Annotated in this window: 27 protein-coding genes and 3 pseudogenes; 16 read left to right on the top strand and 14 right to left on the bottom strand. The window is 69.6% G+C overall.

What is annotated here, in order from left to right:
• Window positions 1–122 precede the first annotated feature (122 nt).
• Together ABT342_RS34000 and ABT342_RS33995 are read right to left on the bottom strand one after the other, a co-directional pair.
• Entirely contained in the window at window positions 123–1,352 is a 1,230-nt protein-coding gene (locus tag ABT342_RS34000; RefSeq protein ID WP_351582318.1) for a beta-ketoacyl-[acyl-carrier-protein] synthase family protein, read from the bottom strand.
• Complete coding sequence (locus ABT342_RS33995; protein WP_351582316.1) at window positions 1,342–1,611, bottom strand: acyl carrier protein; 270 nt, start codon at window positions 1,609–1,611, stop codon at window positions 1,342–1,344. Before ABT342_RS33995 ends, ABT342_RS34000 begins: the two co-directional genes overlap by 11 nt.
• Before the next feature lie 301 nt (window positions 1,612–1,912).
• Here ABT342_RS33995 and ABT342_RS33990 point away from each other — a divergent pair, with 301 nt between their 5' ends.
• From ABT342_RS33990 to ABT342_RS33970, 5 genes and pseudogenes are all read left to right on the top strand, one after another.
• Window positions 1,913–2,194, top strand: a complete 282-nt coding sequence (locus tag ABT342_RS33990; protein WP_351582314.1) for a hypothetical protein — start codon at window positions 1,913–1,915, stop codon at window positions 2,192–2,194.
• Between the two features lie 126 nt (window positions 2,195–2,320).
• Complete coding sequence (locus ABT342_RS33985; protein WP_351582312.1) at window positions 2,321–2,926, top strand: terpene synthase family protein; 606 nt, start codon at window positions 2,321–2,323, stop codon at window positions 2,924–2,926.
• Window positions 2,927–3,001: 75 nt separating this feature from the next.
• Window positions 3,002–3,271 (top strand): annotated as a pseudogene (locus ABT342_RS33980) (ATP-binding cassette domain-containing protein); the annotation flags it as partial.
• The gene (locus ABT342_RS33975; protein WP_351582310.1) at window positions 3,268–3,402 is read left to right on the top strand and encodes a hypothetical protein; all 135 of its coding nucleotides are present in this window, start codon (window positions 3,268–3,270) and stop codon (window positions 3,400–3,402) included. The pseudogene ABT342_RS33980 and the gene ABT342_RS33975, both read left to right, overlap by 4 nt.
• Window positions 3,360–4,052: a hypothetical protein gene (locus ABT342_RS33970; protein WP_351582308.1), complete on the top strand. Its 693-nt coding sequence runs from the start codon at window positions 3,360–3,362 to the stop codon at window positions 4,050–4,052. Before ABT342_RS33975 ends, ABT342_RS33970 begins: the two co-directional genes overlap by 43 nt.
• A 201-nt stretch (window positions 4,053–4,253) precedes the next feature.
• On the opposite strand, the gene ABT342_RS33965 is transcribed toward ABT342_RS33970, so the two are convergent.
• The 4 genes and pseudogenes from ABT342_RS33965 to ABT342_RS33950 all read right to left on the bottom strand — a co-directional run bounded on the left by ABT342_RS33965 (window position 4,254) and on the right by ABT342_RS33950 (window position 5,834).
• Entirely contained in the window at window positions 4,254–5,039 is a 786-nt protein-coding gene (locus tag ABT342_RS33965; protein ID WP_351582305.1) for an alpha/beta fold hydrolase, read from the bottom strand.
• 128 nt (window positions 5,040–5,167) lie between these two features.
• A pseudogene (locus ABT342_RS38330) lies at window positions 5,168–5,341 on the bottom strand (IS256 family transposase); the annotation flags it as partial.
• Between the two features lie 36 nt (window positions 5,342–5,377).
• On the bottom strand, window positions 5,378–5,599 hold the full coding sequence (locus ABT342_RS33955) for a hypothetical protein (RefSeq protein ID WP_351582303.1): 222 nt from the start codon (window positions 5,597–5,599) through the stop codon (window positions 5,378–5,380).
• 28 nt (window positions 5,600–5,627) lie between these two features.
• Entirely contained in the window at window positions 5,628–5,834 is a 207-nt protein-coding gene (locus ABT342_RS33950) for a hypothetical protein (protein WP_351582301.1), read from the bottom strand.
• A gap of 155 nt (window positions 5,835–5,989) precedes the next feature.
• Between ABT342_RS33950 and ABT342_RS33945 the strand changes: the two genes are divergently transcribed.
• The 5 genes and pseudogenes from ABT342_RS33945 to ABT342_RS33925 all read left to right on the top strand — a co-directional run.
• Complete coding sequence (locus tag ABT342_RS33945) at window positions 5,990–6,151, top strand: hypothetical protein (protein ID WP_351582299.1); 162 nt, start codon at window positions 5,990–5,992, stop codon at window positions 6,149–6,151.
• A 188-nt stretch (window positions 6,152–6,339) separates the two neighbouring features.
• Window positions 6,340–6,615 (top strand): hypothetical protein, encoded by a 276-nt coding sequence (locus ABT342_RS33940; RefSeq protein ID WP_351582297.1) that lies wholly within the window; start codon window positions 6,340–6,342, stop codon window positions 6,613–6,615.
• A 219-nt stretch (window positions 6,616–6,834) separates the two neighbouring features.
• Window positions 6,835–8,079: an outer membrane protein assembly factor BamB family protein gene (locus ABT342_RS33935; RefSeq protein WP_351582296.1), complete on the top strand. Its 1,245-nt coding sequence runs from the start codon at window positions 6,835–6,837 to the stop codon at window positions 8,077–8,079.
• 121 nt (window positions 8,080–8,200) lie between these two features.
• Window positions 8,201–8,854, top strand: a complete 654-nt coding sequence (locus tag ABT342_RS33930) for a hypothetical protein (protein WP_351582295.1) — start codon at window positions 8,201–8,203, stop codon at window positions 8,852–8,854.
• Between the two features lie 188 nt (window positions 8,855–9,042).
• A pseudogene (locus ABT342_RS33925) lies at window positions 9,043–9,915 on the top strand (Tn3 family transposase); the annotation flags it as partial.
• Window positions 9,916–10,263: 348 nt separating this feature from the next.
• Here the strand turns inward: ABT342_RS33925 and ABT342_RS33920 are convergent.
• From ABT342_RS33920 to ABT342_RS33910, 3 genes are all read right to left on the bottom strand, one after another.
• The gene (locus tag ABT342_RS33920; RefSeq protein WP_351582347.1) at window positions 10,264–10,998 is read right to left on the bottom strand and encodes a dienelactone hydrolase family protein; all 735 of its coding nucleotides are present in this window, start codon (window positions 10,996–10,998) and stop codon (window positions 10,264–10,266) included.
• 218 nt (window positions 10,999–11,216) lie between these two features.
• Window positions 11,217–12,314 (bottom strand): tyrosine-type recombinase/integrase, encoded by a 1,098-nt coding sequence (locus ABT342_RS33915; protein ID WP_351582293.1) that lies wholly within the window; start codon window positions 12,312–12,314, stop codon window positions 11,217–11,219.
• A gap of 84 nt (window positions 12,315–12,398) precedes the next feature.
• Entirely contained in the window at window positions 12,399–12,908 is a 510-nt protein-coding gene (locus ABT342_RS33910; protein ID WP_351582291.1) for a hypothetical protein, read from the bottom strand.
• On the opposite strand from ABT342_RS33910, the gene ABT342_RS33905 reads away from it, so the two are divergent.
• Window positions 12,897–13,145 carry a Tn3 family transposase gene (locus ABT342_RS33905; protein WP_351582289.1) on the top strand — a complete coding sequence of 83 codons (249 nt, stop codon included), beginning with the start codon at window positions 12,897–12,899 and terminating at the stop codon, window positions 13,143–13,145. The genes ABT342_RS33910 and ABT342_RS33905 overlap by 12 nt on opposite strands.
• A gap of 58 nt (window positions 13,146–13,203) precedes the next feature.
• On the opposite strand, the gene ABT342_RS33900 is transcribed toward ABT342_RS33905, so the two are convergent.
• Complete coding sequence (locus ABT342_RS33900) at window positions 13,204–13,500, bottom strand: winged helix-turn-helix transcriptional regulator (RefSeq protein ID WP_351582287.1); 297 nt, start codon at window positions 13,498–13,500, stop codon at window positions 13,204–13,206.
• A gap of 335 nt (window positions 13,501–13,835) precedes the next feature.
• On the opposite strand from ABT342_RS33900, the gene ABT342_RS33895 reads away from it, so the two are divergent.
• From ABT342_RS33895 to ABT342_RS33880, 4 genes are all read left to right on the top strand, one after another.
• Window positions 13,836–14,147, top strand: coding sequence for an EthD family reductase (locus ABT342_RS33895; RefSeq protein ID WP_351582285.1), 312 nt, complete (start codon window positions 13,836–13,838; stop codon window positions 14,145–14,147).
• 110 nt (window positions 14,148–14,257) lie between these two features.
• Window positions 14,258–14,818 carry a PhzF family phenazine biosynthesis protein gene (locus ABT342_RS33890; protein WP_351582283.1) on the top strand — a complete coding sequence of 187 codons (561 nt, stop codon included), beginning with the start codon at window positions 14,258–14,260 and terminating at the stop codon, window positions 14,816–14,818.
• Window positions 14,731–15,147, top strand: a complete 417-nt coding sequence (locus ABT342_RS33885) for a PhzF family phenazine biosynthesis protein (RefSeq protein WP_351582345.1) — start codon at window positions 14,731–14,733, stop codon at window positions 15,145–15,147. Before ABT342_RS33890 ends, ABT342_RS33885 begins: the two co-directional genes overlap by 88 nt.
• A gap of 806 nt (window positions 15,148–15,953) precedes the next feature.
• Entirely contained in the window at window positions 15,954–16,478 is a 525-nt protein-coding gene (locus tag ABT342_RS33880; protein WP_351582280.1) for a P-loop nucleotide/nucleoside kinase family protein, read from the top strand.
• Between the two features lie 438 nt (window positions 16,479–16,916).
• On the opposite strand, the gene ABT342_RS33875 is transcribed toward ABT342_RS33880, so the two are convergent.
• A complete protein-coding gene (locus ABT342_RS33875; RefSeq protein ID WP_351582278.1) occupies window positions 16,917–17,408 on the bottom strand; it encodes a carboxymuconolactone decarboxylase family protein in 492 nt (163 codons plus the stop codon).
• Between the two features lie 181 nt (window positions 17,409–17,589).
• Between ABT342_RS33875 and ABT342_RS33870 the strand changes: the two genes are divergently transcribed.
• Window positions 17,590–18,522 carry an RNA polymerase sigma-70 factor gene (locus tag ABT342_RS33870; RefSeq protein WP_502965664.1) on the top strand — a complete coding sequence of 311 codons (933 nt, stop codon included), beginning with the start codon at window positions 17,590–17,592 and terminating at the stop codon, window positions 18,520–18,522.
• A 60-nt stretch (window positions 18,523–18,582) separates the two neighbouring features.
• Here the strand turns inward: ABT342_RS33870 and ABT342_RS33865 are convergent, their stop codons facing one another.
• From ABT342_RS33865 to ABT342_RS33850, 3 genes are all read right to left on the bottom strand, one after another.
• Window positions 18,583–19,002, bottom strand: a complete 420-nt coding sequence (locus ABT342_RS33865; protein WP_351582348.1) for a hypothetical protein — start codon at window positions 19,000–19,002, stop codon at window positions 18,583–18,585.
• A gap of 110 nt (window positions 19,003–19,112) precedes the next feature.
• On the bottom strand, window positions 19,113–19,565 hold the full coding sequence (locus tag ABT342_RS33855) for a DUF5959 family protein (protein ID WP_351582276.1): 453 nt from the start codon (window positions 19,563–19,565) through the stop codon (window positions 19,113–19,115).
• 101 nt (window positions 19,566–19,666) lie between these two features.
• The gene (locus tag ABT342_RS33850) at window positions 19,667–20,662 is read right to left on the bottom strand and encodes a hypothetical protein (protein ID WP_351582274.1); all 996 of its coding nucleotides are present in this window, start codon (window positions 20,660–20,662) and stop codon (window positions 19,667–19,669) included.
• Between the last annotated feature and the right edge of the window lie 493 nt (window positions 20,663–21,155).

The following is a 21,155-nucleotide window of genomic DNA, read 5'->3' as shown; positions in this document are numbered from 1 at the left end:
GCGCGGACCGGTCGTGGGAGGACGTGCTCATCGGGGTCCGCGCCGTCACGGTGCGGACCCCGGTATGCGCGGGTGGGGCTCTCAGGACTGTCGGGCTCCCCTGCGGTGTCCCCCGCACCCGGTCATCGGCAGTCGGTCGTGAACAAGAGGACGGCGTTCTGGCCGCCGAAGCCGAACGAGCAACTGAGGCCGGCGCTCTCGGCCACCGGGCGCGGTCGGCCGGCGACGATGTCCAGCTTGTGATCGCCGTCCTGGCCCTCGAAGTTCGCCACGGGCGGCACTGCCCGATGGCGCAGGGCGAGGACCGTGTACGCCGCCTGGATCGCACCCGCCGCCCCGAGAGCATGGCCGATCACGCCCTTGGCGGCCGTCACGGGCGGCACGTCCTCGCCGAAGACCCGGGTGAGGGCCGTGGCCTCGGCCGCGTCGTTGAGCGACGTGGAGGTGCCGTGCGCGTTGACGAGGCCCACGTCTCCCGGATCGCACGCCGCGTCCTCCAGCGCGGCGTGCATGGCCCGGACCGCTCCGTGCCCGTGCGGGTGCGGGGCCACCGGGTGGTGTGCGTCCGCGCCGGCGCCGTAGCCGCGCAGCATGGCCTGGACCGGTGCCCTTCGGGCGTGGGCGTGGGCGAGGCGTTCCAGTACGAGGACGGCGGCGCCCTCCCCGAGCACGAAGCCGTCCCGTGCCGCGTCGAACGGCCGACTGGCCAGCTGCGGGTGTTCGCGCCGCCGGGACAGCGCCCGCATCCGGGTGAAGCAGGTGGCCGTCATACGGGAGCGCGCGGACTCGCTTCCGCCGGCCAGCACGATGTCGCACGTCCCGGACCGCAGCAGGTCCCGCGCGACACCGATCGCGGTCGCGCCCGAGGCACAGGCGCTGGACACGGTGAAGTTCGGCCCCTGGGCGCCCAGGTCGATGGCGACCTCGCCCGCGGCCATGTTCGGCACACTGCGCGGCAGCGCGAGCGGCGAAACCCGCTCGGGCCGGTCCGCGCCGAGATGGCCGAACTCGGTGACGTACGTACCGAGGCTGTTGGCCCCGACGCCCAGCACGACCCCGACCCGCTCCGCCGGCCATGTGCCGGTGTCCAGCGCGGCGGCGGCGACGGCCCGTCGGGCGGCGACCAGGGCGAACTGGATGAACCGGTCCACGCGCCGGGCGCGAGGCCGGCCGAGTTCGGCCGCGGCGTCGAATCCGGGCACCTGGCAGGAGAAGTCGACGGGCAGCCCGGCGAGTTCGGGATCCGGGGTGGCCAGTGAGCGGCCCTGGCACAGGGCCGCCCAGTTCGCCTCCGCCGTATGTCCCGCGGGGGTCACCAGGCCCAGCCCGGTGACCGCGATCTCAGGCCGCATGGTCGAACGCCCGCGCCGCATCGCCGAGCGTGGAGGCCGGGCACAGGTCCAGCTCGCCCTCGGCCAGGACGATCCCGAACTCCTGCTCCGCCGCCACGACCAGTTCCATCAACGACGGCGAGTCCATCCCGAGGCTTTCGAACGTCGTCGCGATGGTCAGCTGCTCGGGCGCCACCTCGGCATCGAGATGACCGGTCAGCAGGACGACGAGCCGCTCGGGCAATGCCCGCTCCATATCCGTTTCCGCTGCCTGTGTCATGTCGTGATCTCCATCCCGTCGAACTCGCATGATCTTCGCATGAGCAATGAATACGGTCTTGCGTGCCCGGGTTGCGGGGCTGGTAGCGAAGCCGTGTACCGCACAACGCCGGAAGTACCGCCAGGTCACGAATTGCGGATTCAGTGCAGGAATTCGGCATATTCGGACGCAAGATCACTGCAGCGCGCACGGCGCCTTCCGTGCGCGCCCGCCCGTTGGAGTGGACCCTCCGGGGTTGATTTGCTGGACGCAATCTTGCTCACGCACCCCCTGGGGGAGTCGGGTGAAGGAGCGGCCGAGCGTGACGCGAACCGGAGTGGTGTTCACCATCCCATGGCCCCTGCGGGTCAACCCGCATCTGGATCAGGCACGCGACAGCGCGCCCGCCTGGATGCGGAGATTCGGCCTGCTGGACGGCGAGCGGGCCGCGCAGGACTTCGTCGACTGGCGACTGGCCGAAGTGGCCGCCTTCTTCTATCCCCTATCCCCACGCCAGTGCCGAGGACTGCTGTACGGCGGCACAGATGATGGGCTGGTACTTCCTGCCGTTCGACGACCAGCTGGACGGTGGGATCGGCCGTGATCCCCGCACGGTGGCGGCTGTCTGCAACGCCCTGATCGGTATCGTGCACGGTGCGACCGGCCCGCAGTCGTACGACACGCCGACGGTGCGGGCCTTCGCCGATCTGTGGAGCCGGATGGTGCGGGGATGTCCCTGCCGCTGCGCACGCGTGTGGCCTTCCACTGGTCGTCGTACTTCTCCTCCCAGGCGACGGAGGCGATCGGCCGCACGACGGGATTCGCCTGCCGCGACCTGGCGGACTACTTCTCGCTGCGGGCGGCCACGACGTGCGCCTTCGGTCAGAACGACCTGGGCGAGAAGTGGGGCGGCACCGAGGTGCCGCCGGAGCTGTGGCACCACCCGGTGCTGCAGCGCATGCGGCAACTGGTCGCCGATGTGGTCGCGTTGAGGAACGACTCCATGTCACTCAGGCACGAGGACGTCACCGGCGGGCACAACGCGATCCACCTCATTCGGCGCAGCCGCGGCTGCACGCGGGAGGAAGCGCTGGCCGAGGCGTCCTGGCGCGCTCAGGAAAAGGTCGACGAACTCGTGGAGCCGGAGGAGAGGGCTTTGCCGCGACTGGTACGGGACGTCGGCCGGAGTCAGCGCGCGGCGCTGCGGGGTTACGCGGACATCATCCATGACTGGATCCGCGGTGACGACGAATGGGAGCGGATCACCACACGGCATGACGAGTACCGCGTCATGCCCGACTGGGCGTCCGGTCTGCTCGTGAGCGCCGGGAGCTGAGCGATGACGACCACAAGCCTCCCGGCCTCCCTCGTTCCCGCCCCGCGCGCACCCGGTTCCCTGCACCTGCGTGCTCCCGTCAAAGTCCTCAGCGGCGGCACACGGCAGAAGCTCAGCCTCGTCCTCGCCCTCATGCACGATCCCGACGTGGTGCTGCTGGACGAGCCCTATCAAGGCTTCGACTGGCAGACCTACCTGGCCTTCTGGGACCTCGCCGCCGCCCGCCGCGCGGCCGGGCGCACCACCGTCGTCATCTCCCACCTCGCCTACGACACCGACCGTCTGGACACCGTCATCCAACTCCGCCGCAAAACGGCCGTCATGACCAAGGGAGCCGGCCGGTGAGGGCCTACCGCATCGCGGCCCGCTACAACCTGGCCGAACTCGCCAAGAACAGACTCGCCGCTCTCCTGCTGGCCGTCCTCATCCCGCTGTGGATCGCCGCCGCGCCACAGACTTCGCGGCCGCCCCGCTGACCTTCCGGCTGCGTGCGACCGGGCAGACACTCACCGCCTGGACGGACCACGTGGGCATGATCCACGGTTGTCTCGGCGTGGTCATGCTCCTGATGGCCTTCCTCACCTTCAGCGCCGCCCGCCGGGCCGGCCCCTTCGACCGCCGGCTCACCGCGGCCGGCTACCCGCGCACTCCGCTCCTGCTGGCCAAGGCCACCTCGCTGCTCTCGGCCGCCGCGCTCGTCGCCCTGTACACCACCGTATGGACGCCGGCCGTATGGTCGCCCCGCAACCTGGAGTCCCTGTGGCTCGGGCTCTTCACCGCGTGCCTGGTCTACGGAGTGCTCGGCCTGGTCCTCGCCCTCTTCCTGCCCGGTGAACTCGAGGGCATGGTCGTCATTCTTGTCAGCAGCAACCTCGACCTGCTGCCACAGAGCCCCCTGGTCAACCCCGATCCGCACGGGTTCCCGGGCCCCTTGCTCCCGATGTACGGCTCCATGCAGACCTGCCTCGCCGCGGGCTTCGCCCCCACGACCCCACTCCGACCCGTGGCCGCCAGCCTCATGTGGACCGGCGCCCTCACCCTCATCGCGCTCCTCGCCTTCTGGGGCCGCACCCGCAGGCGGCAGCCCCGTGACACTTCACGCTGGGCTCCGTACGGCGGCTGCTGATCCGCGAGCGGGAGGAATACTTCCGGCTGTCGGGCACGCCGGTCGAGGCACCCCCGCAGCCGGGGAGGTTGCGCCCAGCCACGGGCCGGTACCGCACCGAATGGGTGTCCGGCCCCGCCACCGACGAACTGGCTGCTGCCGGCTGGGCCCGCCCCATGGAGAGTAGTTGTCAACGGTTGTGGATCGTTGGCGGTCCGCGTGTCAGGGCAGGTGTGACAGCAGTAGCTCGGTGAGACGTTCGGGTGTACGAAGTGGCAGGTAGTGGTCGGCGTCCGGGATCGTCTCGCCGCGGGCGCCGGGGATGTCGGTGACCAGTCGTTCGGCGATCACCGCAATCTCCGGGTGGTCGTGGTCGCCGTGGATGACCAGAGTCGGCGCGGCGATGTCTCCGAGGTGTGGTTCGGCATCACGGCCGGCGGAGACGACGCAGTGCTGTTCGCTCACAACTCGCCGCTCGGCGTTCGAGGCGACCATCGTCTCGATGAGCTCTCCTCCGGGAGCCGTACGGCCCATGGCTGCCCAGATCGTCAGTTCCAGCTCGGCCAGGGTGGCCGTCTCATGCGCACGCCGGGCCGCGGCATAGGCCGACAACTCGGGACTCTGCGGCCAGACGTGACCGCTGACCGACGCACCGACCAGGGCCAGTGCGGTGACGCGCTCCGGGTGGGCGAGGGCGAAGTCCAGCGCGGTCTCCCCGCCCATGCTCAACCCGACCAGCGCGGTTTGACGAAGGCCGAAGTGGTCGAGGACGGTGCGCAGATCCTCGACGTCGCTGAACGGCTTGCCGGGAGGTGTGGAGCGTCCCAGCCCGCGGGCGTCGTAGCGGATCACGTCGTGGTGGCGGGCCAGCTCGGGAACGATGGCGTCCCACAGGCGGGAGTCCATGCCGGCGCCGTGCAGGAGCACGACCGGGCTTCCGGTGCCGTTGCGCTCGGCCCAGAGCCGACCGCCGTCGGGAGTGGGAATGCGGACTTCGAGTGGACGCATGTCAGATCGTTGGTGGGACTTGGTTGTCACGCTGCGATCACTCCAGAGCGTTCAACCAGGAGGCCATGTCCGAAGCGGACGCCGGCCCGGACGAGCGGGACCAGGCGTGAGCCGTCGACGGCTCTCCAGCGGGCCACCGGACACCGCTCGCTCTCGTCCCGCTCGTGAGCCAACTCCGCTATGCATGCACTGACTTCGGCTTCCAGTGCGGCGGCCGGCATCCGCCTCGCGCCCTCGCGGACGATCTCGTCCAGCATGGAGCCGTCGCGTGTCGAGCCGTCGGTGTCGACCACGGTGAGCACGGGCGTGCCCGGGAAGGGGCGGCGAAGGCCGGAAGATCAGTCGACCTCGACGTACGTAACGATGAGGATGCTGCCGAGCGCTGTCGCGTAGAACATGACCCGGATGCCTTCGTGTTGGTAGTCGCGCAGTGCGGAGGCCGTCGCGTGCGCCTTCACCGCGCCGGGGTCGGCGGCGATGATGTTCAGCGCGGCGTCGAGCTGGGCGGTCCGGGCTACGGAGAGTGCGTGGATCTGTGTCTCGGCCGGTTCGACGAACACGATTCGAGGACGGCGCCCTCGGGAGTGGTCAGGCAACGTCCGGAGCCTCTTCGGGACGCGCGGGAAGCCCCTTCTCCAGCCGCAGGTCGTCCCAGTCCCGGCATGTGTCGAGGTCGATCCCCTCGGAGGCGAGGCTCTCCAGCACATAGGCGAGAGCCGGGTTCCCGGGGAACTCCGAGCGCGCGGCCTCACGCAGCTGCCGCTGTTCGTCCGAACCGAAGACCAAGCGCGCCATGGGGAGCCTCCGCCGAGGTAAGAGTGCACGCCCACCGTACCGGCCGCGCCCAGGACGCGTCACCAGGACGTGAGACCCGACCGCGAAGGGTGGGGGCCCGGCAATCACCCGGGCACGGCGATCAGCCGGCCAGGGCCCGGGCTTCGTAGTACGGCGTGAGCGCGGGCCCGGGACCCGTCACCCACGGCAACGGCGAACCGCTGCATCCGGGCGCCCTCATGCGCGCCCCGCCGGCGGTGTGCCGCCTCGCCGCGGAAGGGGTCGACCTGGGCCCCCGCAAGGACTGGGAAGACCTCCGCATCGAGACCGGCTGGTGACAGGGCGAGGCGGGTTCGGCCAGAGGCTCCATGGGGGCAGGCTCCGGAGTGGGCCGGCTTCTGTTGTCTGCCCGCCGCAGCGGCGGGCTCGCGGTGTGGGGTGGAGCCGCCGGTCGTATGGTGGAAGGGGGTGGGTTCCAGCTCTTCGCCGTCCAGGCACGGTAACGACCGCGGGCGAGGTGTGTTCCATGCGAAGGTCCATCCGGCTCGCCGGGGTCCTCACCGGCCTGGTCCTCACGCTCGGCGGCATCGTCGCCGTCGCCCCGACCGCTCCGGCGGACATCCCCGCCTGCACGCAGATGGCCGCACAGGCCGGTACGGCCACCACCGACGCCGTCACGGCCGCGTGCCGGCGCGGCGTGGTCGGTGACCTCCAGGGCTGCGTGAACGGTCTCACCGAGGCCGGAGTCCCGAGCGGCGCGGCGAACGGCGCCTGCCGCCTGGCGGCCCACGAACCCCGCTAGGTTCTGTCGTCAAATCTCACGCTGACAGTGCTGCGAGAGCGGCGGCTGCTCCGGGTCGCGATGTCGCGCCTTGAGTGGGTGAAGCCCCGTCCCCTTACGTCTCGCCGGTTGCAGAAGCCGCAGTCGGAGGCTGCCTGTTGCGGCAGCCGCACGGTGTCTGCTGGACGAAGATCACCTAGCCTGTTGATTTTTCGCCAGCCGAACCAGGGGTGGGATCGTATGACGGAACGAACGAACGGTGCGGGCGCCGTTCGGCCAGGACCGACGGCCAGGTGGGGCGCAGCGCTCGCCGTGACCGTCGTGGCCGCCATCGGGCTCGCCCTCATCACGGGTTTCGTCTACCTCGTCATGCCGGGCTACCTGCCCTTCAATGCGATGACCACCGTCTGGGAGGCGCCGCGTGACGGCGAGGCCGCCGAGGGTGGAAACGACACCTGGCTCGTTGGCGACATCGTCGTCCGCAGCCGCTTTGACGGCGCGACCGCCTTCGACGTCCGGTCGGGGAAGAAGCGCTGGGAGTACCTCGTGCCCAACCGGGCCGAGACGTGCGGGTCGAGTGCCGATACCGCCGCCGGGGTCGCCTTGATCGCATTCCGCGAGGCGAGGCCGGAGGAGAAGGACTGCGTCTCTGTCGTGGCGATTGACCTCACCAGCGGCCGGGAACTGTGGCGCACCGCGGGTGTCTCGGCGGCGTTCCTGGACGATGTCGTCACCACCGGCGGCGGCCTTGGCGTTCTCCTCGACGGTGGCCGCCTGCGCGCTGTCGACCTGAAGACCGGTGCCCCGCGCTGGACGGCCCCGCTGTCGAAGGGCTGCGTCCCGCACGGCCTCGGCCTCGCCCCGGAGCAGGTGGTCGCCGCCTTGATGTGCGGTACCGAGGCCACGCTTGCCGCGTTCGACCCGGCGAACGGCAAGACACGGTGGACCGTGCCCGTCGACGCCCGGCGCGGTGTCGACGCGGATGCGGAGCTGAGCGTCGTCTCCGCCGATCCGCCGACGGTGCGGGTCCACGAAGCGGACGGCAGCGGCCTGAGCGCCGTCCTCGCCTTCGGAGCGGACGGCCGCGCCCAGAGCAGGATCGACGCCGTCGGTGACTACGGCCGGATCTTCACGACGGTCGTCAAGGACGGACGGCTCTTCGCTCTCGCCAGGCCGGGGAGGGGACAGGGCGGCCCCTTCAGCGGGGTCGTCGCCTTCGACCTGGCGACCGGCGGCGAGCTGTGGCGCAAGGGCGGTGGGGGTGACGCGTTCGACGTGGCGGACGGCCAGGTGACGGTGGTGAGGCCCAGCTACAAGAACGGCGACCTGATGTTCGTCATCGACGCGGCCACGGGCGACGAGGAGGACGAGCGGACGTTCCGCGACCGGGTGGCGGGCGCGGGGGCTGTGGTCACCTATCAGGATCTGGTGGTCGTGGCGGGAGGGGGTGAGGGGAGCGCCCTCACTGTGTATGAGCGCTGGTGACGGACATCTGGGGTGACCCCACACAGGGGCCGGGCTCCACGATGAACTGCACGTCGATGCCGACGGTCCCGCCCAGCAGGCGAAAGCCAAGGCAGGTCAGCTGTCCGCCGAGGTGCTGAACGTGCTGGCCGGGATCGAGGTGGATGCCGGGGCGAGGCAGGTGGCGGCCCGATTCGGCGGCGTGGTGGCGCCCGCACTGCACTCGCCGGCCGCCGCGGTGACGACGCAGGCCGGTGGGCTGTCGGCGGTGCTGCGGGCGGTGGACAGCTTTGGCGGGTTCGATGGGCAGTACGAGCAGATCGAGAAGGTCTCCGCGCACCACGGCGACTACTGGGAGGTGCTGCTGTACGGGCACCCGCGCAAGGACCGGGCGGTGATGTACGACTTCACCAAGCTCGTGGAGCTGGTGTCCACCACCGACGACACGAAGGTCCTGGACGCGCTGGAACACGCGCGGCGGCACAAGCTCACCCGGGACTTCATCCCCGACACCAACGCGGAGGGCAAGGAGCTCGACGTCTCCTTCGCGACGAAGAGCTGGCAGAAGGCGATCTGGGACAAGAACCGGCCCGGCCGCTTCGTACGGCGCCACTTCGAGGCGATGGTCTTCCGCGCCCTCGCCGAAGCGCTGCGGACCGGAGATGTGGCCGTGGCCGGCTCCGAGGAGCACGCCGACTGGAACGACCAGCTGCTCCCCATGAACGTCGTGGGGGCGAAACTGCCCGCTTACCTGGTCGAGGTCGGCCTGGTGGAGCCGGGCGAGGAGATGTCGTAGGACGCGGCGAGCTTCCGGCGGCAGCTGCAGGCCCGGCTGACCGCCGCGGCGGCGACAGCGGATGCCGGCTACCCGACAACGAGGGTCTGATCATCGACCCGGAGACCGGGATCCCGTCGCTCAAGCGGCACCGGTCGGACGGGCGGACACCCTCGGCGAAGCGGCTGGAGGAGGCGATCAAGGCCCGGATGCCGGAGCGCACGCTGCTGGGGATCACCGCGCGGACGGCGTACTGGGTGGAATGGTGGCGGCGCTTCGGCCCGGCCTCCGGCGCGGAGCCGAAGCTGAAGGACCCTTTCGGCCGGTACGTACTGACCACGTTCACCAAGGGCACCAACATGGGCCCGTACGAGGCCGCCAAGCGCATCCCCGGCGTCAGCGGGCACGAGCTGTCCCTGGCTGCCAACCGGCACTTCTCCATCGCGCTGCTGAACGAGGCCATCGCCGACGTCGTCAACGCGCACGCCGAGCTCGACATCTCCCAGGCGTGGGGCGACGGCTCCACCGTCGCCGCCGACGGCACCCACATGGACACCTACCTCAACAACCTCCTGCCCGAGACGTCGATCCGCTACGGAAAGCCCGGCGGCATCGCCTACCACCACATCTCCGACACCTACATCGCACTCTTCACGCACTTCATCCCGTGCGGGGCGTGGGAGGCCGTCCACATCATCGAGGGCCTGCTCAAGAACGCCTCGGAACTCAAGCCGACCACCGTCCACGCCGACACCCAAGGCCAATCGTTCCCGGTCTTCGCGCTCGCCCACCTGCTGGGCTTCGACCTGGTGCCCAGGATCCGCAACTGGAAGGACCTCACGTTCTACCGGCCCACCCGGAGCGCCGAGTACGTCCACATCGACGCCCTGTTCGGCGAGCCGGGCAGACACGTCATCGACTGGGACCTGATCGAGTCGCAGTTCCGCCACCTGATGAAGGTGGCTGTCTCCGTGCGGGAGGGCGCGATCTCCTCCACGCTGCTGCTGCGCCGGCTGCGTGCGGGCTCCCACAAGAACGCCACGTACACCGCCTTTCGCGAGGTCGGCCGGGTCATCCGCACCGTGCAACTCCTGCTTCTGTGGAATCAGATTTGTCAAGTAGTTCAGCCTTTGCCCTGGTTGACGGCGACGATCGGCAGGAGCGTCGCGGTCGCCGGGACTCCGATCTCGCGGGGTGTCGTCCCGGCTGGCGTGCGGACATCGACCAGCCGTTCCAGCAGCTGGTCGAGCGCAGCCTGCGAAGCTCTGCAGACGTTGAGCAGTTCATGGCTTCGGGCAGTGCGGGCCCCTGCCGAGAGTCTGGCAGGGGCCCGTGGTGCAGAGAGCCGAGGAGGGCCGGGACCTGTCCCTGGATGGGCGGCATCCTGGCCGACACGGCCTACCGTCTGCTGGTGGCTTGACGGCCCGGCGTCACTTCAGGTGCCGGGCGAGGAATCGGCCCGCTTCGTCGCCTGCGGACTGCGGGACGCCGGTGTGCCCGCCCATGTTGGCGTGCAGAGTCTTCTCCTTGGAACCGAAGGCGTCGAACAGGTCCAGGGCCGCCTGCCGGTCGTTCCCTTCGTCATCCCACTGCAGCAGGACGTGCAGCGGAATGGTGACCTGGCGGGCCTCCTCGAACATGGCCCGGGGGACGAAACTCCCGGCGAACAGAACAGCGGCCGAGATGCGCGGCTCGACCACCGCCAGCCGGGTCCCGATGGAGATCACTCCCCCCGAGTAACCGACCGGGCCGCCGATCTCGGGCAGCGACAGGAGGGCGTCCAGGGCGGCCTGCCATTCCGGGACCGACTTGTCGACGAGCGGGAGGATGAGGGCGTCGATGATCTCGTCGCTGACCGGCTCGCCGGCCTCCATGGCCTGGCGCAGGTCGGCGCGGGCCTGCTCGGCGCCGGGCCAACGGGGCCGGTCGCCGCTTCCGGGGAGCTCGATGGTGGCCGTGGCGAAGCCGTCCGCCGCGGCCTGCCGGGCTCGGGCCACCAGTCGGGGGTACATCTTGCGCAGTCCGAGCGGGGGGTGGCCCAGCAGGATGAGCGGGACTGGTGCGGACGCGGAATCAGGCGTCCACAGGATGCCGGGGATCTCACCGAGGGTGAATTCGCGCTCGAGGACAGCGTCGTCGAGATGCTGTTCAGAAGTGAAGTGCATGGTCGTGCCTTTCGGGAGTGCCATTGAGCGGCGCTCCCGGACGACCTATCGCCCGACCGTGACCCCGGAGGGGAGCACCCATGTCGATACGTTCACGGGTACCACCTCCTCGCTCTCTTGCACGGCCTCCGGAAACGTAGCAGTGGCCGCGGTGGTTCCGCCAACGGGTTTTTTCGGAGGCTCTGTGGCCGAACACCATGGCGTCGGAGTCTCGCCTGTCACTGGTCGGGAAGCGCACGTCCGCCACCGATTCGAGCACCGAGAAGCCGGCATTCTGCCGAATCAGATTTGTCAAGTAGTTCATCCTTTGCGCTGGTTGACGGCGGCGATCGGCAGGAGCGTCGCCGTCGCCGGAACGCCAATCTCTCGGGGTGTCGCCCCAGCTGGCGTGGGGATATCCACCAGCCGTTCCAACAGCTGGTCGAGCGCGGCCTGACCGTCGTCGACGGCAGCGTGTTCGGGGTGATCTTGGCGTAGCGCTGAGTGGCCTCCGGGCTCCGGTGACCGAGCCAGGCTTGCAGCTCGAACAGCGTCATCGGCTCCTTGGCGTTGTAGAGCTGGCTGCCGATTGTTGACCGGGCCCGGTGGCTGGTGATGTTGCCCCGGACGTCGGCGGTCGGGACGCCGGCCTTGCGGCAGAGCGAGGGGATGACCGCGGTGTTGATGTAGGTGATCGCGAGGCGTTTGGCCCGGTGCGCGAACAGGAAGTCCACCTGCTCACCCGTCTTGCGGTCCAGCATCTTCGGCTGCTGCGGCCGTGCATCCTGCCATGCCTCGATTGCCTTGCCCAGCAGGGGATCGATGGGCTTGGTGAAGGAGGTGCCGGTCTTGTGGGTGGGGACGTCCAGCAGGCAAACGGCGTCGCGCGCCAGCACCTCGTCGGAGTCGCCGGGAATGGGGAAGCCGTCGTGCTGCCAGCGGATACAGCCCGTGCGAAGGCGGGATATCTCGTCACTGCGCAGGCCACCGAAGAGCCAGGCCAAGGTGATGGCCCGAATGAGTTCGATCGGGTAGCACAGCCCGTAGGTGTTGGTCGGGAAGTCCTCGGGATCGACGTTGAGCCCGGCCCACAGCAGCTTCGCCCATATATCGTCGGCGATCACCCGGGGGTTGGGGCCGATCAGCGCCGCGACGCTCCTGGGCGTGGCCAGCGCGCGAACGGGGTCGAAGCGGCGGGGAATCCACTCCCACTCCTGACAGTCCCTGAAGAACGTCCTGGTCGCGGTGAGGTAGCCGGCCTTCGTGCGAGGGGACAGCGGTTTGCCGCCGCGCTTGTCGAGTCCCGCCCGGCGCTGCACGTGCTCGCCGACGGTCATCCGGTCCAGCGCCGCGACCCAGGCCGCGCAGGTCTCGCGGGTCCACTGGGCGGGTTCGACGATCTCGGGGTGCTCGGCGGCCAGTCACCGGCCTGCCTTGGCCACGATGGACCGGAACCCGCCTCTGACCTTCGGCGTGAGCGTCGAGGTGTCGTGCCAGCGCTCCACCATCGCGGCCCAGGGCTCGGGAACGCCTTCGAGATCGGGCATCACGGCGTGGATGGGCTTGGGCGGTGGGCCGGCGTGTCCGAGAGCAGCGATTGCCCGGTGAACACCATGGAGGTTTCCGCGCCGGGCCCCGGACGGGAGCGCAGGGCTCTCGCGGGCCCGCTGCAAGGCATCGGTGGTCATGTCCTCCAGGAGCGGGCTGCGATTGATCAGCATGATCTGGACCAGCACGGTGCGGAACTGGCCGAAGGCGCCGTTCGAGGGGTGGTAGCCCCAACCCTGGAGGGTGGCCGCCACCTGCGCGATCGTCTCCTCGACCGGCTCCTGGCCGAAGAGGCGCCAGGTAAGCGAGCGTCGGATGAACCCACCGATTCGGTGGAAGTCGGTGAAGTCGCCGAGCAGGTGGGCGAACGCGTGATCTTCCATAACGCGCTCGACATCGCCGAGATCGTGCGCCAGCTGCAGGCCGAGGGGGTGGGCATCGCCCCGGAGGACCTGGCACAGGTCTCGCCGTACCTGACCGAGCACGTCCGGCGCTTCGGCGAATACTCCATCCACGAGCTCGGCGACGAGCCCGACGCGTACGACCCGCGCCTGGACGTCGACTTCACCACTCTGCGCGGCGACGAGACAGCGACCGGGGGGTTTTCACAGGCGGCGTGAGCCCGTGTCCCGAGTCGGCGTCCGTCAGATCACCGCTCCACCTGGTCGGGCGTGATCTTCACGTCTCCGTGGGCTCCTGATCGTTGTGTTCTTGCTCCTGCGCCCAGGTGACCGCCCATTCGTCGAGCGGACGGAGGGCATCACGGAGTGCTGTCCCCAGCCGAGTCAGCTCGTAGCCATCGGCCGAGGGGGCGATGATCCCGCTCGATGCGAGTTCGCGGAGCCGCTGGTAGAGGACGCTGGATGACAGCCCTTCGCACCGTGCCAGCAGCGCGCGGGCGCCGAGCGGACCCGCACGCAGTTCCCAGAGAATTCGCAGCGCCCACCGACGGCCGAACAGGTCCATCGCGGCCATGAGGGGACGGCCGGTAGTCGATCCACGAACCGGTGTTCCTGGGCGCGGTGTCGGCATGGCCCTCCTTGTGTTTCGTTATTCGAAACACTAGCATCCACCCAGCGTTTCTGATTTCGAAACGAACTCGACGGGAGAGCCGATGTCGCGGATAGCCCTGCTGGAACCGCCGTGCACCGACCAGGCCGGCGCACGGCTCGCGCGCACGATGCCCGGGGACGCCCCGCCGATCGGGCTGTTCCGGATGTTCGCCAGAAACCTCCCGATGGCTGACGCCATGCACGGGTGGGGTCGCTGCGAGTCGGGCAGCCGGCTGACGTCTCTGGACGGAGGTCGTCATGCATAAGCTTGTTGTCCTGTATTCCGAGCCCGCCGACCCTGACCACTTCCGCGACTACTACGTGACCAACCACCTTCCGCTGGTCAAGAATTGGCCCGGCCCGCTTGCGTGGCGCTACAGCTTCGACGTGGCGGCGCTCGAGGGAGAAGCGCCGTATTTCGCGGTCTTCGAAGCCGACTTCGCCGACGCCGCCGCCATGGACGCGGCGCTGGCGTCGCCGCACGGCCGACGGCTGGCCGCCGATGTCGCCAACTACGCCACCGGCGGTGCGGTCATCATCCACTATCCGGTACAGGACGGCACCGGCTGAGGCGGGCCGGTACGCTCCGGGACGCGTTCGGTCGGCCGCTTAAGGCCAGGTCCGGCTAGCGGCGGACGCCGTTGGCGGTTGCCGGTTCGTTGAGCGTCGAAGGTGGGCCGATGTCCTGGCCGGATGTCACGGTGGTTGATGCGTGCGTGCGGCGCGACGGCCGGGGCGGTAGCCCCACGGCCGTCACCGACGACGACCCGGCGGCGACGGACGCCAACCGGCGTGCGGTCGCTGCTGCGGCCGGCACCTCGCACGCGGCGTTCCTCGGCCCGGGGCGGACGCCGGACGGTGGCCGGCCGGTCCGGTTCTTCACCGCCAACGCCGAACTGTCCGGGTGCGGCCACGGCACCGTTGCCGCGCAGGCCGTCCGGTTGACCCGCACCGCGCTGGGCGAGCTGAACGACCGCCGGCACACCGGCGGGCGCACGTTCGACACCGTCGCGATCCGCCGCACCGCCGGCATCGAGGTGTGGTTCGGCCAGGGCCTCGTCGCGCTGCGCCACCCGGCACCGGACGAGCGCGCCGCGATCGTCGCCGCGCTCGGGCTCACCGCGGACGACCGCATCCGACCGACGCGCCACGGATCGCCGCGCCCGGCGCACCACGCATGCTGGTACCGGTTAACGACCGGTCGGCACTGCTCCGGGTCTGCCCACACCTCGGCAGGCTGACAGCGGCATGCCGGCGGTACGGGCTCCTCGGCTGTTTCGTGTACGTACCGCCGGTTGGCGACCGACCGGGTGCGGCGCGGATGTTCGCGCCGGCGATCGGTGTCGACGAGGACGTCGCCAACGCCAACGGCACCGGCTGCCTGGCCGCCCACCTGCTCGACACGACAGGGGCGCAGACGGTCGCGATCGAGGTGGAGCAGGGCGGCACCCTCGGTCGACCGGCCGGCGTGCTCGCTTCGGCCCGACGCAGGCCGGCGGGCATCACGACCCGGGCCGGCGGGCATCACGACCCGGGCCGGCGGGCATCACGACCCGGGCCGACGGGTTAGCGGTGGTCCGCGACGGACACCGAGGCGACGACTAGACCGTCCTCTTCTGCGATCCGCGCATGCGGCTGGGGCCGTCCGCTGCGGTCAAGCGTCGGCACCCGGTGGCGGCCGCAGCCCCGACCGACGCATCGAGCCAGGGCCGGTCGAGACGATGACCGGCTCGCCGGAAGGGCGGCGGCCCGAACAAGAACGAAAAGGAGACGACAAGTAGGTACGAGTCGCACCAGTACGACGTGATCGGCCATCAACCCCGAGCCCCTGCCACAGATGGCGCCAGACCTGGCTGAGTTCTTCGAGGACGGACACTGATGTACGAGGTCCGCGACTCTCACAAATGACCAGATGCGAGAGTTCTGCGAGACCCCTCCCGGTGATCACGTTTCCCCAGGTCGCCATTCGTAGAAAACCTCTCAAAACTCCTGCGTTCTGCAAAGCAGTTCTGAGAGATTTCCCGGGTGGATCTCACGACACGCAGGCCCGATCGGCCCCGCTGGGAAAGCCCGGTGCTGCGCTCCGGCGGCAGGCCGTGCAGCCCACAGCCCTGTCCTCGATCCGTGTACACGATGCTGACAGCTGCCACGAATCACAGGTTCTCGTACAACTTCTGACGAACGATCTACTCCGCGGATTGCCGCCCTCGACCAGCGAGAGTACGTCGGCAGACCGGCACACCAGCCTTTTGACCTGTGACTTCCAGCTGGCGGGGGCTCACTGGGTGTCATCGCGCTGCCCGGCCGCGGCGCGGGCCGGCGATCCGGCAGAAAAGCAGTCGCCCTGCACTTGGTCCTCCTGATGACGATCAGGATGTGACCACGTTGTTCCTGACGATCGGCCTGCCCGGGGCCGGAAAGACCACGAGGGCTCGGCAACTCGCCGAGGAGCACAGCGCCCTGCGGCTGACGCCGGACGAGTGGATGATTCCGCTGTTCGGCGAGCCGGAGGCGGATGGGAAGCGCGATGTGCTGGAAGGGCGGCTGCTCTGGCTCGGTCTTGAGGCGCTGAGACTTGGAACCAACGTGGTCCTGGATTTCGGATGTTGGTCCCGTGACGAGAGGTCGGCGATCCGCTGGTTGGTGGAGTCTGTGGGGGCAGCCTGCCGCCTCGTGTACGTGCCGGTGGACCATGAGACCCAACGTGCTCGAATCGCCCATCGCCGGTCGGCCACCCCGGATCAGACCTTCCCGGTGAGCGAAGCGGACCTCGTGCACTGGAGGACGCTCTTCGAGGAGCCCGACGCCGCCGAACTCGGTGGGCACGAGATCGGGGGTCCGCCTCCTGGATGGTCGGGATGGCCGGAGTGGGCTGCTGATCGGTGGCCGTCGCTGGTGTGACCCCAACCTTGGCGCGGCTGCTCGGGGTCTCCCCAGACCTGCGCACCTTGGCTCCCGATCGACGGCGCGCTGACCTGCGGTCGGAGGCCACAGCGTACGGGCCGCCCGGCAGACGCCCCGGTCCGGATGCGGCGGGGTAGGGCGGGGCTCCCGCCGCAGCACCGGTTCTGCCGGGCGGCCGTCACTGATGTGGGATGTCGATGCCGGCCGCGCGCTTATGAAGCCGCTCTGTTCGCGCAGCGCCGCCGCGGTGGTCTCGGCGCGGCGCAGCTCCTCGGCCCGCGTTGGCCGGGTCCAGCTTGAAGATCGCCACCACCTGGTGGGCCATCTGACGATTGCTTTCACAGGAAGGGATGGTGTGAATCGTTGTCGTCCGGGGCTTGCGCGGGCCCGGCCCGGATCGAACGATCCTGGGCCGGGCCGGGTTGCGCCTGCCGGTCAGTTCGACCTGTCGGCGACCATGCCGGCGAACATGCCGGGCTCGTACGAGCCTCCCGGGTTGTGCACGATCACGTTCATCCGGGTGGAGGCGTTGATCAGGGCGACCTGGCAGACCAGTGCGCCGATCTGGTCGTCGTCGTAGTGCTTGCGCACCTCGGCCCAGGTCTCGTCGGACACGCCGTGGTCGCCGAGCCGGGTGCCTTCCTCGGCGAGTGCCAGCGCGGCCCGTTCGGCTTCGGTGAACGCGGTGCTGTGCCGCCAGGCGGCGACCAGGTTGAGCCGGAGTGCGGTTTCACCGGCGGCTGCGGCCTCCTTGGCGTGGAGGTCGACACAGAAACCGCAGCCGTTGATCTGGGCTACCCGCAGATCCACCAGTTCCCGCACGGGCTTCGGCAGCGTCGACCCTTGCAGGGCCAACGAGGTGTTGTAGAACCGCTTGACGACCTTCGCGGCGGTCGGGCTGTCGAGCAGGTTGAAACGGGGTTCCATGACGTCGTCCTCACTCGTGGTGCCGTGCGCTGCTGCACTGGACGAACACAAGATGCCGACGGCCCGATCTGTGTGACGGCGTGGTGATGTGGCGTGTGTCACCGGTCGCGGGTGTCACAAAGCGGTGGGGGCCGGCGTCTGGTGTGCGGCGCAGTCGAGAGCGAACGGGCGGGAGCCGGCGATGAACGACCGAATCACGAGCGGCGGGACCAGGGGCATGGGCGAGCCGGTCGCTGGTGGCGACCGCATGGACAGTGTCACCCGGGCGTTCGTCGCCCACCGCACCCTGCTGTTCACCGTCGCCTACGAGATGCTCGGCTCGGCCGCCGACGCCGAGGACGTCCTGCAGGAGACCTGGCTGCGGTGGGTGGGCATCGATCCCGGCACCGTGCGGGATCAGCGTGCGTACCTGGTCCGGATCACCACCCGGCAGGCGCTGAGTCATCTGCGCACGCTCGGCCGGCGCAAGGAGTCGTACGTGGGCCCGTGGCTGCCCGAGCCGCTGCTGACCGCGCCCGACGTGGCCGAGGACGCCGAGCTGGCCGACAGCGTCTCGATGGCGATGATGCTGGTGCTGGAGACGCTCGCCCCGACCGAGCGGGCGGTGTTCGTGCTGCGCGAGGTGTTCGACCTCGGCTACGACGAGATCGCCGAGGCGGTCGACAAGACCCCGGCCGCGGTCCGCCAGATCGCCCACCGGGCACGGGCCCACGTCGCCGCGCGCCGCCCGCGCGGGGTCGCTTCCGCTGTCGAGACCCGCCGCACCGTCGAGGCGTTCCAGCGGGCGGTCGAAACGGGCGACCTGCAACGCCTGCTCGACATCCTCGCTCCGGACGTCGTCCTGCTGACCGACGGCGGCGGAGTCGTGCGGGCCGCACTGGCACCCGTCGTGGGCGCCGAGCAGGTGGCCCACGTGCTGGGCAGGATCGCCGCCGCGATGTCGCTGCAGCCGACACAGGTCAACGGCGACCCGGCGCTGATCGTCCGGCTGGGCGGCGAGCTCGACACCGTCCTGGCGATGCGCATCGACGACGGCCTCGTCACCGGGCTCTACGCCGTGCGCAATCCCGAGAAGCTGTTGCGTCTGGAGCGGGAGACCACCCTGCGCCGCTGAGCCCGAGGCCTTCCTGACAGCAGCAGGAGGCTGGTGATCACTACGTTCGGGCCATGACGATCACGTATGAGTGGAGAGGTGACTTCGACAACGGATGTGCTCGGTCAGGTACGGCGCGATGTGGGCCAGGTCCTCGGGGTCGATGACCGGGCCCTCGTTGTCCGGGGCCCCGGCATCCGCCGCTGCGGCGGCCGCGGTGAGCTTGTCCTCCAGCTGCCGGCGGAAGGAGACCGCGTCGTACGACACTGCGTCGCCGGACTCGACGAGGCCGACTTCCACCAGGTACTCGCCCAGCTTCGCCTCGACGGCCTTCCGGGGGAGCAGTTCCTCGCTCCAGTCGGTGTTACTCCTCGGAGCGGCCACCGCGATGTCTCCGGTTCGCAGTTCCTCGGCGAGCGCGGCGAACACCATCGCCTCGAAGTGCTTGCGCACGAACGTGCCGGGCCGGTTCTTGTCGTGCACGAGCGCGCGTTCGCTCACCCGCACTGGTTCCGCCGCCTGCGGATTCGCTGGGCGATACGCGACGGCATCCACGAAGCCTTCGTCACCCTGGGATGCGCGCTCATCTGCTGGAGACGCCTGGCAGCAGTTCAGCGTCGCCACTCATAGACACCGGGTGCCGGCTGCAGGACCTCGCTCGGCCACTCCTTCCGCACCAACCCGAGCAACTTGCGTTGCTCGTCGATCCAACCCTCATCGAGAGTCATGGGAAGGAAGACGGAGACGCACGAGCTACCCAGATCCTCTACACGTACAGCAGCAGTCTCATGTTCTTCGTTGCACGGCTGAATCCTGATCTCGGGGCTGTGGTCGTCATCTCTCCAGCAGATGTCCTGACCGGCAGCGAGCAGGTCCAAGGCCCGCGACCAGTCCTCCAAGTCGGAATGGAACAAGGACATGGTCAGTCGACCACTGACGAAGCTGCTCGTGACAACGACCTCGGCGTCGAGCTGGTCGTGGAGATGCGGCACACCCGGTGACCGACGCCCCAGAACACGCACCCGGAAACTGTTGTCGCCGTCCGAGAGGCTGATCAGCTCCATCACGCCCCCTCTGTTCTGCCCAACGGCAGGTGCCGGAGGCCATGGTGCTGAATCTGATCTTCGGGCACAACCAGGTTGTCCCAGCCTCGCCGTGTAGCGGCTCAGGAGAGCAGCCATTGGGGCGGGTGTCCGGGGTCGGCCGGGCAGGTGAAAACGTGCAGGTCGTGGTCCCGGCCGAAGCGGAGGCGAGTGGGTTGGGCGACGGACGGGCCGCCCCGGATCGATGCCTTCCCCTGCAGGGACGGGTCGCGGTCTTCCAGCGGCATCCAGCTGTGCGAGCCGGCGTCCATCTCGTCACCCCCGGCGGTCAGCAGCAACCGCATCGGGGTCGCGCAGGAAGCACAGCCGACGGTCACCGGGCCCGTCGACGCCCAGCTGGGAAAGCCGCCGACCCGCCAGCCGGGCGGGATCGACAGGTCGAACTGGTAGCTCGGCGCGTCGGGGCCGTGTTCCGCGGCCTGGGCGTCGTCCCACGCGTCGATGAGGGCGATCAGCGGGACGGGCAGCGTGTCGTCCTCCGCCCAGGGATAGGTGTCCACCTCTTCGGGATGCAGAACGCACGGCTCGGGAAGCTCGTGCTCCCATCGCAGCAGGGGCACTTCCGGCGGGGCGGCGAGGAAGCGTTCCGCGCTCTCGGTCTCCGCGGCCCGCCGCCACCGCAGGTGGTAACGGCGCTCCAGGTGCGGACCGTGGGTGAACGGGCAGCGGAAGAGCTGCACCAGGTCCGCACCGTCGGGCCCGGCCGCCAGGCCCGGGACGTCCCGGCGGAAGAACTGGGCGAGCCCCACGAACGGCACCGGTCCGTCCTCTCCCGGCGTTCCGGAGCCGGGCCACGGCCGGCTCCGCGGCCATACGCCCGCGGCCCGGGCGCTGCGGATCTCGTCCGGCACATACCCCTCGGTCTCGCGCTGGTGGGGCTCGCGGCAGACCGGCCACGGCTCGCCGTCCGGCCACAGCATCGGCCCGCCGACATGACTGTCACGCATGCCGGGCCGCCCCGGCCGGGGGTGCAGCCGGGTCGTCCGGCCCCGGTGAGCGGTCACTTCCGGGAACACGGCCTCCACGGATACCGGTCTGGCCGGCGTGGTCCTGGTCATGCGCAGACGGTACGTGGCCGGGAAGACGCCACGCGAACGGATTGCCGCGAGCCCGTCCGGCAATGGCACACGGCGCCTGGTGACCTGAGTCAGAGATTTGTCCTTGGTCGGGTGTGAGTCGTCCTGGGCCGAAGAACCCGCCTTGACGTCCGGGAGGTCGCCGTCTCCCGCTACCAGGCGGAAACGGAGTGCAACTGCGCTCTGGGCGGCGACAGCGGAGGGCCCGCGCTTCATGGGACAACGGTCCTGGGTCTTCTCTCCGGCGGCACTGACGAGACCGTGTGCAACTCCACCTCCAGTGGCACCTACCGGAACTACTTCACGAAGGTGCGGCCAGTGCTGAATGAGAGCGCGCTTCACCTGTACTGACCGCGCTGCCCCATCCCACTGCCACAACAGGTGAACCTATCCAGGCCCGGCCACGTCACAGGGACAGAACAGCCCGCTACCGTTCCGTTCATCCGGGAGGTCACATGCGTATCAGGGCGTCGCG

The sequence above is a fragment of the Streptomyces sp. NPDC000410 genome, from assembly GCF_040300305.1.
GTDB lineage: Bacteria > Actinomycetota > Actinomycetes > Streptomycetales > Streptomycetaceae > Streptomyces.
The sequence above is the reverse complement of the archived record's forward strand: the minus strand, read 5'-3'. Positions and strand labels throughout refer to the sequence as shown.